Here is a 10571-nt window from a genome sequence, read left to right as displayed (position 1 = left end):
TCCGCGTGCTGCGGTGAGCGGGGTGGTCGGACCTCGGCGGCCCGGACTTCACCCTGTAGACCTCGACAGTGGAAGCCGCTCGTCCCGGGCGGGGCATTCCGGCTCGCGAAAGGGGGACTCTCGCTCACGGTTGCGGGTCAGCGCCGGCTTCGAACCGGCTTCCCCCCGCGCGGGACGTATGCAGTTGTGTGCCCGGAGCACCGGGTGCCGACACCGTACCGCCCGGGCGCGCGACGACGCCAGAGCAGTTGCCGGCACCCGGTGCGCCGCCGGTCACACCACTTAGAAGCGGCGGTTCAGGGAGCGGCGATGCTCGGCGGGGCGCCGGCGCCGAAGGACCAGCCCTCGACACTGCCCGGCGCGGGGTTGTAGCCGGCCGCCCCCGACGTGCTGTAGGACCAGGAGCCGCCGCTGGACGCATGCCAGTACGACCAGTACGCCGTGGCCGGCGGGGTGTTGACGCACGGCTCGGTCGCGGCGGTGGGCTTGCCGTTGATCCGGCAGACGAAGGCCAGGCCCCAGCGGGCGGTGCCGGTGACTGTGAAGCCGGCGGCCTGGAGCGCGGCCAGGCCGGTGGCCGGATCGCCCGGCGCACAGGCGACCTGGACGCCGCCGCCGAGCGCGGCGAAGTCGACGACCACAGTGACTCCCGAGGTGCCGGTGCAGGCGGCGGCGTGCGCCGCCCGGGGCGCGGGCTCGACTGCGGTCAGCGCGACGCCGGCCACGACGGCGGCCAGCAGGCCGGCCAGCCAGGTGCGGACTGTGGAACGATGACGGAACACGGATCCTCCTGTGATCGGGTGCGCGGCGAAGGGGTTCACGGGCAGGCGAGTGCCGGTGCGCCGGGGTCGGCGCCGGCGGCGGACAGACGGGCGTACCCGATCCCGGTGAGACCGAGGACGGCCTGGGCGGTCGCCCGGGGTGCGGTGGCCGGATCGAAGCCGCCGCCGTCGAAGTCGACAGCGCCCCTGTCGGCCGGCGCCCCGGCGCAGCCGACCTGGAGTCCGGCGAGGAATGCCCGGGCCCGCGCCCAGGCCGGCAGCCGGTGGCCGTCGCGCAGGGCCTGCGCGGCGAGGCCGGTGCTGTTGGCGTTCGGCGTGCCGCCCGCGTTGGCGAAGCCGCCGTCGGCACGCTGAACGGACACCAGCCAGCGCAGCCCGGCGGCGGCGTCGGCCGGACGGTCCGCGGCGCGCAGCGCCTGTGCCGCGAGCGCGGTGGCGTCCACGTCGGACGTGCAGACCGGTTGCGCGGGCAGCAGCGGGTAGCCGCCGTCCGGGCACCGGGTGCCGGCCAGCCAGGCGGCCGCCGCCGGTGGCGCTCCGCCCGCCGTACGGTCCAGCGCCAGCAGCGCGAAGGATTGGCTGAACGCGTTGCTGTAGTCGCCGTACGCGGACCGGTCGCTGAACCTGCCGGCCGGCGTCTGGAGCGAGCGCAGCCGGGCGATCAGGTCCACCCCGCCGACGTCGGCCGGGTCGCCGCCGCGCACCTGCACGGCGAGGGCGAGCTTGGCGGTCGCACCCGCGTACGCCTCGGAGGCGCCGTCGCCGAGGTAGCCGTCGCGGATGTCCGGCCGGGCGACCCAGGCCAGCGCGTCGGCGCCGTGGTCGTCGGCGACGCCGGTGGCGGCGAAGGCGAACACGGCGTCGAGGGTCAGCCCCTGGTCGGGGTACGCGACACCGTCGAAGACCGCCTCGAAGCGTTCGCCGTCGACGAGTTGCCGGGCGAGCCAGCCGCCGGCGGCCTCCGGGCGGGTGAGGGCGGCGCGCTCGGGGGCGGCGACGGCGGGTGTGGTGAGGGTGAGAGCGGCGAGTACGCCGCAGAGGAGCGCGAGCAGGCGGTGCCGGCTTCGGCGGACGACCATCGGAAGCGCCTTTCCGGCCCGGCGGTCGTCGAAAGCCCGGACGACCGCGGCAACGCCGCGTCGACCGGGACTCCGACCCGTGGGCCACGACGGGTGGGGAGCGGATACACGCGTACGACGGGTATTCGGGCTCGCCGCCGCAGATCTCTCTGGGCGGCCTACCGTTGCGGGCCAGCGCCGGATTTCGACCGGTCTTCCCCCGCACGTACACGCGGTGGTTCAGTTGTCGCGACAGTCTGCTGTGGCCGGAGCACCGATGTCAATGCGCCAGGAACCGGACACGTGCCGTGACGGCCGGCAGGACGCCCGGTGAAGACCGGGCGTCCTCCACCGCGTGGTCACTGTCAGCGGGGCCGGGAGCCGGTCATCGGCGGAACGGCCCGGTGACGCAGTAGGTGATGCCGCCGGAGGACGAGCCGGTCGTGCCGCGTTGCGACGAGAAGTACAGCCGGTCCCCCGCCGGGGTGAACGCCGGCCCGGTGATCTCCGAACCGCTCTGTCCGGTGATCCGCAGGAAGACCGAGATCTTGTCGTCGGGCGTGATCATGCAGATCTCCATGTTCCCGCCGTCCTCCGCGACGTACAGGTCACCGGCAGTGGACCCGGTGATGTTGTCGACCCCGGTCAGCGGAGGGGTGCCCGGACTGACCAGGTTGTCGTCGTAGGCGAGCTCGTACGTGCCGGCGGCCAGGTTGACCTGCCACACGCGGTTGTCGCCCTTCGTGGTGAACCAGACGGTGTCATCCGCGTAGTGACAGCCCTCGCCGCCGTTGAACGTCTTCGCGCCGGACACCTGCTGCCGGGTCGGGGTGGGCGAGCCGTCCGGGTCGGGCACCGTGGCCCAGGTGAACGTGCCGGAGGTCGCCGTACCGGCGCGGAAGACCTGGAGGGTTCCGGCGGAGAGGTCGCCCCAGGTGGTCGGCACGAACCGGTAGAACTTGCCGTCGGTCTCGTCCTCGGTCAGGTAGACGACCCGGCGGACCGGGTCGGCCGCGGCCGCCTCGTGCTTGAACCGGCCCAGCGCGGGACGCGCCACGGCGGTCCCGCCGAGGGGGTACGTCTCGAAGACCCGGCCCAGGGACACCTCCTCGCAGGAGAGCCAGGTGTTCCACGGTGTCTTGCCCCCGGCGCAGTTGTTGTTGGTGCCGGAGAGGATCCGCGACGCCCCGACCACGGTGCCGCTGGAGTCGAAGACGAGGCGTGAGGCACCGCCGCCCGCACCGGCTGACACCTCGGAGTTCGACACGTAGATCCAGCCGGTGCCGTTCGGGAACACGGCGCCACCGTCCGGAGCGTCGTGCCAGGTGTACGACGTCCCCGGCACCGTCCGACGGGATCGTGCGACGATCGAGCTGGTGAAGCCGGCCGGCAACTGGATGCCGTTGGCGTCGGCGGGCTGGAGCCCACCGTAGGGGCCCGCCGCGTTCTGCGCCGGGGCTCCGTACGCCGCCGACCACGCGGTGAACGGCAGCGCGACAGCGCCCGCACCGACGACAGTGGCCCGCAGCATTGCTCGACGATCCATGGAACCTCCTCGGTAGGTTCCCCAGATCTGACCGGGCGGAGCTTACGCACATCGATCTGTTGGATGAACGTCGATGGACGCCTCGGTGCGCGGCGTCGTGTCACCGGCCGTCTCGTCCGTCGCCTGCCGGTGACGGGAGCGACTCGCGGTCGGCCCCCGCCACCGTTCGCATGGCTGGTCAGCCCTTGCGCCACTTCTGGTTGGCCGTGCCCCCGCAGTCCCAGAGCTGGAGCCTCGCGCCGTCGTTGCCGTTCCAGTCCTTGATGTCGACGCACTTGCCGGCCTGGAGGTTGACCAGGTCTCCGGCCGCGTTCAGGGTGAACTGCTGGGCGCCGGTGCCGTTGCAGGTGTAGAGCTGCACCGCCGCCCCGTTCGCGGTGGACCCGGCGTCGATGTCCATGCACTTGTTGTTCTGGCTCTTGAGCGCCGTGCCGCTGAACGTCCACTTCTGCGCGTTGGTGTTGTTGCAGTTCCACATCTGCAACGGCGCGCGGTCGACGAAGTTGGAGCTCGGCACGTCGATGCACTTGTTGTTCCAGTTGCTGACCACTGGCACCCCGGTGGTCGGGGTGCCGCCGCCACCGCCGGTGAACGGGCTGAGGATCAGTCCGGCCGAACGGGGATCGCCGTCGTGCACCAGCGACTCGAATCCGCCGACGTCGTCGAAGGCGAACGCGTACGCCCGGCCGTCGGTCATGTTGGCGTGGATCAGGCGGGCGTACTGGTTGGTGGGGTTGCTGCGGTAGAAGTCGGCGGCGTTCGTGCTGGGCTGGGTGTCGACGGTGCCGAGCGTGCCTCGGTTGAGGGCGGCGCAGAGCGTACGCGAGATCGGGCCGACCACCTGGTCGTTCGGCGCGGGCAGGTCGCCGTCGCAGCCCCAGACGCTGGCCGAGGAGGGCCGGTTGAAGGAGGCGACGACCTGGCCGCTGCCGTTGGTGAAGGTCATGGTGTTGCCCGAGGTGCGGCCGTAGTACCGGATGGCCGGCTGGTCGGCGAAGGGCGCCACGGTCAGGGTCTTCGTGGTGTACGCGTTCCACGCGGACGCGATGTACGAGTCCAGGTACGTGGTGCTGAGCAGGCCGGCCCCGGCCGCCTTGCCCGGAGCCAGGACGCGCAGGACGGTCCCGTCGGAGCGGGTGTGGACGGTGCCGGCCCAGCCCGGCTGCGCCCGGATCCCGTCGATGACCGCGTTGCGTCCGTTGGCCACCACGTCGCCGGTGCGCTTGGTGACGCCGTTGGCGCCGGTCACGGTGACCGCGTGCGGGATCGCGAACATGTCGACCTGGGAGCTGTTGAGCCACAGCCCGGAGTCGTTGTAGGTGAACTCGCTCCAGTCGAAGAGGATGTCGCGGTTCGCGTCACCGGCCGCCCAGGGCGCGGGCTGCACCAGTCCGTCCGGGGTGAGGAAGAACTTGAGCTTCTGCCCGAGGGAGAAGTAGGCCCGGCCGGAGAAGCCGCGGGGGAACTGGATCGTGGTGCTGCCGCCGTTGCCGGGGCCCGGTATGGAGACGTCCGGCGCGGGCGACGGCGGGAGCTGCCCGCCGGTCCACGGTACGAAGGTGCCGCCGGAGGTGACGTAGCCGAGTCGGCCGGAGGACAGCTGGACGCCGATGACGTAGAGGTGGACCGGGTCGCTGCGGCCGGTGGTGTTGGTGACGGTGACCGGCAGCAACGCCGGTCCGACCGCCTGGGCGGGCGTGGCGACGACGGCGCCGGTGAGCCCGGCGAGCAGGGCGGACGCGGCGGCGAGCAGCCTTCTTCGGAGACGCATGGGGACACCTCGCGGGAGACGGGGGGACGGGAGAGCGCTCTCTCAGAGGGTCCAATTGTTAATATTGTTTGTCAATAGGTGGCTGCCTATGGACCAGGGTCACGGCGAAGGTCACCGGTTGATTAAGATCCACTACGGAACAGTCGACTGTGGATTGGGTAGGTAGGTACATGAAACGCATGCTTTCGGCGCTGACGGCGCTGGTGACCGTCGCGGCGGGCCTGACTGTCGGCGCCCCCGCCGCCCAGGCGGCCGGCTCCTGCTCGGGGACCATCACCTACAGCCAGGTGCAGTCGTCCGGGCTCGGTGAACTGGTGATCTACTACAACAGCAGCAACGGGGGCACCAACAGCGCCTGCTTCTACCACCGCGGCGCGGCGTACGGGAGGTCGGCGCCCACCTTCGTGCAGATCTACCGCTGCGCGGAGCGGTCGGGCGAGGGCGCGCACTGCACCCGGTCGGGCGGCGCGGACACCAATTCCGGTGACTTCAGCTATTACGCCGGCCCGGTCGCCGTCACCGGTACGGCGAACTACTGCGTCGAGGCGGTCGGCTACATCGGATGGGCCGGTGAGCGCCACCAGATCTACAGCCGCCGCCAGGGCTGCTGAACCCGCTCCCCTCCCCCGGACCGGGACCGGCGCACGATGAGCGCCGGCTCCCCGGCCGGGCCGGGTCAGACGGCCAGCGCCCGGCGGCACCTGGTGAGTTCCGCGCGCAGATCCCGGCGCAGGGCCCGGTCCAGGCCGGGCTGGGCGAGCGCCTGGGCGAAGTCGCGGGCCGCCTCGTCCCACCGGCCCAGCCGGGCCAGGGCCGTACCCCGGTTGTAGCGCGGCACGGGGGCCTCCGACAGCGCCACCGCCCGGTCCAGGTCGGCGAGCGCGGCGGCCACGTCGCCGCGCTCGAACCGGGTGGCCGCCCGGTTCGTCCACGCCTCCACCAGTTCGGGGTCCCCGTTCAGGGCCCGGGTGAGCAGTTCGTCGGCCTCGGCGGGCCGGCCGCGCTCGGCGAGGACCAGGCCCAGGGTGCACAGCAGCGCGGGCTCCTGCGGAGCGCCGGCCAGCCCGGCCCGCGCACCCGCCTCGGCGGCATCCAGCGCGCCGCGCTCCACGTGCAGGTTGACCAGGGCGATCCGGGCGTCGAGGTGCCCCGGTTCGATGGCGAGCACCCGCTCCAGGTCGGCGCGAGCCCGCTCGGGGCGGCCCCGCTCCTGCTGGAGCACGGCCCGGTTGTAGTACGCCTCGGGCAGATGCGGTCCCAGCCGGATGGCGGCGTCGTAGTCCCTGATCGCGGCTCGGGTCCGGCCCGCCGCCCGGTGGAGGGCGGCGCGGTCCACGTAGTACTCGCAGTTGTCGGGGTCGTGGGCGATCACGGTGTCCAGATCGGCCAGCGCCCGCGCCGGGTCGCCCAGCGCGAGGTGAACCTGCGCCCGGTTGTGGCGCAGCCGGGCCAGGTCCTGCGGGCGTTCGCCGGGGCCGAGCGCGGCCGTCAGCCGGGTCAGCCCGTCGTCGACGAGCCGCAGCGCGCGGTCGGGCCGGCCGGCCCGGCTGTCCAGCAGCGCCAGGCCCTGCTCGTAGAAGACCGTCGACAGCAGCCGCCGGCGTGGGTCGGCCAGTTCGGCGGCGAGGCGCAGCGCCACCTCCAGCCAGTGCCGGGCCAGCGCCGGGTCCTGGTCGGCCGCCGGCAGGTGCCGGGCGTGCAGCATGGCGGTGGCGTACGCCGCCGACATAGTGATCTTCGGGTCGTCGGTGACGGCCCGCGCCTCGTCGTAGAGGTCGAGCGCCTCGGCGGCCCGGTTCAGGGCCGCCAGGGCGGTGGCCAGGCCGGTGGTGAACGCCCACCAGTGCCGCAGGTCGCCGTCGGGGGTGACCGCCGCCCGCCCGCGCCGGGCGACCCGGGCCGCGTGGTGGTAGTAGCCGCGGGCCAGGCTGTCGCCCAGGGCCCGTCGCAGCGCCTGCGGGGTGCGCTCGTCGGGCGCCGGATCGGGGGCACCGTCGTCGCGCAGGTCGAGGCGCACCGGGGCCGGCCCGAGCCGGCGGGCCAGCGCGTCCAGCAGTTCGGCTGTCGTCTCGTCGGCGCCGGCGACGTGATCGAACCGGACGGTGACGGGCCGCCGGAGCGTGCCGGCCCAGGCCGCCACGAGTTCCGCCGCGCCGTAGGCCAGGCAGGCGGTACGGCGGGCGGGGTGGAAGCGGATCGGCTCCTCCTCGGCGGCCGGCCGGGCCGCCGGGTCGAGCTGGGGGGCGATCGCGTGCAGTTCGACCGCGTGCCGGGCCGCCAGGCGGGGCCGGTCGGCGGCGACCCGGCCGAGGAAGGCCGAGACCCCGGCGTACGGCCCGTGGTCGCGGTGGCAGTCGTAGCGCTCCGCCCCGTCCGTCACCGCAGGGCCCACCGCCGCAGGGGCGGGCGCCCGGGAGCGCCCGCCGGGCCGGCAGTTACCAGCACCACTCGATCCACAGGCGGCGTGCGCCGGACACCAGGCGGAGTGCAGTCGTGCGACGGATGGTCATCGTCCTCATAGGAACCTCCGATGTGATGCACCTCAGGGCTGGCCCAGAGCGTAATGCCGGTCGATGGAAATAAGAAGGGTTCTCGCGATTCGCGGCGGGCTGATCGCACCGCCACGCCGAACGCCGCCGTCGCGGCGCCGGCCATTCCGCTGCCGAGCAGGCGTACGACGGTCAGCGCGACAGCATCCGGCGGACCCGGCGGCCCACCGCTTGCTTGACCTGGTCGCGCAGTGGCTGCGCGCGGCGTGCCGTGAGCTTCTGCTGCAGCGTCCGGTTCTCGTCCCGCAGCCATTGGATGCGCGTCAGCAGTTCCTCGGCCGTGTAGGCGGAGGCCGGCCGGACCGCCGGCGGGTAGACGGTTCGGCGGACCTGCTCGTCGAAGCGGGTGGCGCTGTCCCCGTCGGCGAACGACAGGCCGAGGTCGTGCTTGGCGAGGAACGCGGTGATCCGCGCGAAGCGCTCCTTGTGGCCCTCGTTCAGGGCCGTGTAGTCGGCTTCCTCGTAGAGTCGGGCGGCGTCGACGTCGGCCGGCACGTCGCGCATCAACCGGTGCGGGATGTCGAAGTAGCGGGCCAGTTCCAGGGTGCGCGAGTCGTGTGCGAGGAGATACCCGGGAGTGCCGGAGATCAGCGCCGTGATGGTGCCGTGGATCCGGGTGCCGAAGGCGAAGTCGAATCCGGAGAGATACTCCATCCAGGGCCACGGGTCCATGAACATCCGCACCTTGTCCTCGACGAAGAGCGGGTGTGAGGTGTGGATCGGCATGTCGTCGGTCTTGCCGCGCAACTTCGGTGCGTCGCCGTAGAGCAGGGTGCCGAGGGTGTACAGGCCCTGCGCCACGTAGCGCAGATTCGGGTAGCGCTGGTGGTGGTGCTGGACGATCGGGGCCAACGCGCGGACGTACGGCGAGATGACGAACGCGAGCCGATCCTCGGTGTCCAGGGTCGCCTTCGCCTTCTCGACCCGGAGGCTGTCGCCGTGCAGGAACATCGACGGACAGCCGATCTGCTCGACGGCGGAGAAGCCCAGCGTCCGCAGGTAGTTCTCGCTGATCTCGCCGCGTACGCCGATGCTGTGCGATCGGTCCAGCACCGCCCGGCAGAACGCCTTCACCGGCTCGTCGATCGGACGCAGGTACTCCCGGTCGCCGTCCACGTCGGTCTGCGCCCCGACCCCGAGCACCACCACCGGGATCTTGAGCCGCTCGATCAGCCGGGTCATCGACGTCAACCGGTTCACGTAGTCGTGGCGGAACGCGTTCGCCAGCGGGATCACGAAGACGTCGTACTTCTCGTTGATCTCGTCGGCATCGCGCGGGTCCGTCCGGAACCGCGACGGGGTGATCTCCGCCGTCGAGGTGGACAGCAGCTTGTGCGCGGCGTGGCTGAAGACCAGGTTGCCGCTGTTCTTGCCGATCCAGTCCCGCTCGTAGGTCTCCTCGGCGGTGACGACGTCGAACGGGCCCTTGCGGGCTCGCAGCAGGATCCGCTGGTGCATCCGGGGTGTCCACCCTTCGTCCCGGACGCCACGGCGCCCGGCGAGGCCGAAGCGGCGCGACCGGCCGGGCACGGCCCCGTTCCGTGCAGGAACCGAAATCCTACGCCCTGACACGGAGAGGTGCCGTCAGACCTACACCGGGTCGGGTCAGGCGGCGTGGACCGCTGTGGTGTCCGCTGCGGGCCGGCCGTAGCGGCGACGCAGTCGGGCCTCGGCGCGGGGGTTGCGATTGGCGAGGTTCAGGTCGCCGCCGTGGTGCGCCAGAACCCGTGGGTTCATCACCCGGTACCACAGCGGCGGGACGAGAGCCAGCATCACCATCGAGGCGTAGCCTCCGGGCAGTCGCGGCGAGACGTCGAAGCTGCGCAGCGTCTGGTAGCGGCGCAGCGGGTTGGCGTGGTGGTCGCTGTGGCGTTGCAGTTGAAAGAGGAACACGTTGGTGACGACGCGGTCGCTGTTCCAGCTGTGCCGTGGGTCGACCTTCTCGAAGCGGCCGGTGGCGGTGCGCCGACGGCACAATCCGTAGTGCTCGAGGTAGTTGACCGCTTCCAGCAGCGAGAGGCCGACGATCGCCTGCAGGAACAGGAAGGGCACGAGCCGCCAGCCGAACACAGCGATCAGCAGGGCGAAGAGCGCGACGGTCATGAGCCCGGCGTTGAGCAGGTTGTTACGCAGCGTCCACGGGCTCCTGTGCCGCAGCCGGAAGCGGCCGATCTCCAGCCGCCACGCCGAGATGAGGCTGCCCCAGACCGTACGCGGCCAGAACGAGTAGAAGCTCTCCCCCAGCCTGGCGCTGGCCGGGTCCTCCGGTGTGGCGACACGGACATGGTGCCCGCGGTTGTGCTCGACGTAGAAGTGGCCGTACCCGGTGGGCGCGAGGGCGATCTTCGACAACCACCGCTCGACCGTTTCGCGCTTGTGGCCGAGCTCGTGTGCGGTGTTGATGGCCAGTCCGTTGACGATTCCGATGGTGGCGACCAGGCCGGCGGCACCGGCGGCACCGAGGCCGCCACGCGTCCAGACCCATGCTCCGAGCAGCAGGGCGGCGTACTGCACCGGCAGGAACAGGAACGTGATCCAGCGGTAGTAACGGACCTCCTGCAACCGCCGGGCGATGTCGTCGGGCGGGTTCTCTCCGTCGTCACCGAGCAGCACGTCGATGATCGGGATGAGTCCGAAGACCACCGCCGGGGTGAGCCACCAGGCAGCGGGTCCGGCGCCGGCCTGCCACAACGCGTACGCCAGAAACGGCAGCACCGGCACGAGGAGAGCCAGTGGCCACAGGTGCTTCTTGCCGTCACGCCAGCCGGCGGCTGGAGCATCGATCGAGGTCTGCATGTACCGCCTCCGGAGTGTCGAGCGCTGCGTCGACTGTCACACGGACAGCCACGCTTGACAATATCCGGC

The 10571-nt window shown here is 72.0% G+C and carries 8 protein-coding genes and 2 riboswitches; of the genes, 1 reads left to right on the top strand and 7 read right to left on the bottom strand.

All coding sequences use genetic code 11. The features are described 5' to 3' along the window. Nucleotides 1-91 precede the first annotated feature (91 nt). Nucleotides 92-165, bottom strand: a riboswitch (cobalamin riboswitch). A gap of 131 nt (nucleotides 166-296) precedes the next feature. From ML5_RS22325 to ML5_RS22310, 4 genes are all read right to left on the bottom strand, one after another. Then, on the bottom strand, nucleotides 297-782 hold the full coding sequence (locus ML5_RS22325) for a hypothetical protein (protein ID WP_013476268.1): 486 nt from the start codon (nucleotides 780-782) through the stop codon (nucleotides 297-299). A gap of 35 nt (nucleotides 783-817) precedes the next feature. Further along, entirely contained in the window at nucleotides 818-1861 is a 1044-nt protein-coding gene (locus ML5_RS22320) for a peptidase (RefSeq protein WP_013476267.1), read from the bottom strand. 98 nt (nucleotides 1862-1959) lie between these two features. After that, a riboswitch (cobalamin riboswitch) is annotated at nucleotides 1960-2096 on the bottom strand. A 129-nt stretch (nucleotides 2097-2225) separates the two neighbouring features. Next, nucleotides 2226-3386, bottom strand: a complete 1161-nt coding sequence (locus ML5_RS22315; RefSeq protein WP_013476266.1) for an alkaline phosphatase PhoX — start codon at nucleotides 3384-3386, stop codon at nucleotides 2226-2228. A 178-nt stretch (nucleotides 3387-3564) separates the two neighbouring features. Further along, nucleotides 3565-5157, bottom strand: a complete 1593-nt coding sequence (locus ML5_RS22310) for a beta-1,3-glucanase family protein (protein ID WP_013476265.1) — start codon at nucleotides 5155-5157, stop codon at nucleotides 3565-3567. A gap of 170 nt (nucleotides 5158-5327) precedes the next feature. Here ML5_RS22310 and ML5_RS22305 point away from each other — a divergent pair, with 170 nt between their 5' ends. Then, nucleotides 5328-5768, top strand: coding sequence for a hypothetical protein (locus tag ML5_RS22305; protein WP_013287086.1), 441 nt, complete (start codon nucleotides 5328-5330; stop codon nucleotides 5766-5768). A gap of 65 nt (nucleotides 5769-5833) precedes the next feature. On the opposite strand, the gene ML5_RS22300 is transcribed toward ML5_RS22305, so the two are convergent. The 3 genes from ML5_RS22300 to ML5_RS22290 all read right to left on the bottom strand — a co-directional run bounded on the left by ML5_RS22300 (nucleotide 5834) and on the right by ML5_RS22290 (nucleotide 10502). Next, complete coding sequence (locus ML5_RS22300; protein ID WP_013476264.1) at nucleotides 5834-7537, bottom strand: tetratricopeptide repeat protein; 1704 nt, start codon at nucleotides 7535-7537, stop codon at nucleotides 5834-5836. Nucleotides 7538-7838: 301 nt separating this feature from the next. Next, nucleotides 7839-9164, bottom strand: a complete 1326-nt coding sequence (locus ML5_RS22295) for a polysaccharide pyruvyl transferase family protein (protein ID WP_013476263.1) — start codon at nucleotides 9162-9164, stop codon at nucleotides 7839-7841. A 147-nt stretch (nucleotides 9165-9311) separates the two neighbouring features. Further along, nucleotides 9312-10502: an alkane 1-monooxygenase gene (locus ML5_RS22290; protein WP_013476262.1), complete on the bottom strand. Its 1191-nt coding sequence runs from the start codon at nucleotides 10500-10502 to the stop codon at nucleotides 9312-9314. Nucleotides 10503-10571: the final 69 nt, after the last annotated feature.

This window comes from Micromonospora sp. L5 (assembly GCF_000177655.2).
GTDB classification, from domain to species: domain Bacteria; phylum Actinomycetota; class Actinomycetes; order Mycobacteriales; family Micromonosporaceae; genus Micromonospora; species Micromonospora aurantiaca.
This window is presented reverse-complemented; position numbering and strand designations above follow the sequence as displayed.

What these genes read in the sequence shown, in the direction of transcription:
- ML5_RS22305 (WP_013287086.1), top strand. Translation starts at nt 5,328, where the DNA reads ATGAAACGCATGCTTTCGGCGCTGACGGCGCTGGTGACCGTCGCGGCG.
- ML5_RS22315 (WP_013476266.1), bottom strand. Translation starts at nt 3,386, where the DNA reads ATGGATCGTCGAGCAATGCTGCGGGCCACTGTCGTCGGTGCGGGCGCT.
- ML5_RS22290 (WP_013476262.1), bottom strand. Translation starts at nt 10,502, where the DNA reads ATGCAGACCTCGATCGATGCTCCAGCCGCCGGCTGGCGTGACGGCAAG.
- ML5_RS22310 (WP_013476265.1), bottom strand. Translation starts at nt 5,157, where the DNA reads ATGCGTCTCCGAAGAAGGCTGCTCGCCGCCGCGTCCGCCCTGCTCGCC.
- ML5_RS22320 (WP_013476267.1), bottom strand. Translation starts at nt 1,861, where the DNA reads ATGGTCGTCCGCCGAAGCCGGCACCGCCTGCTCGCGCTCCTCTGCGGC.
- ML5_RS22295 (WP_013476263.1), bottom strand. Translation starts at nt 9,164, where the DNA reads ATGCACCAGCGGATCCTGCTGCGAGCCCGCAAGGGCCCGTTCGACGTC.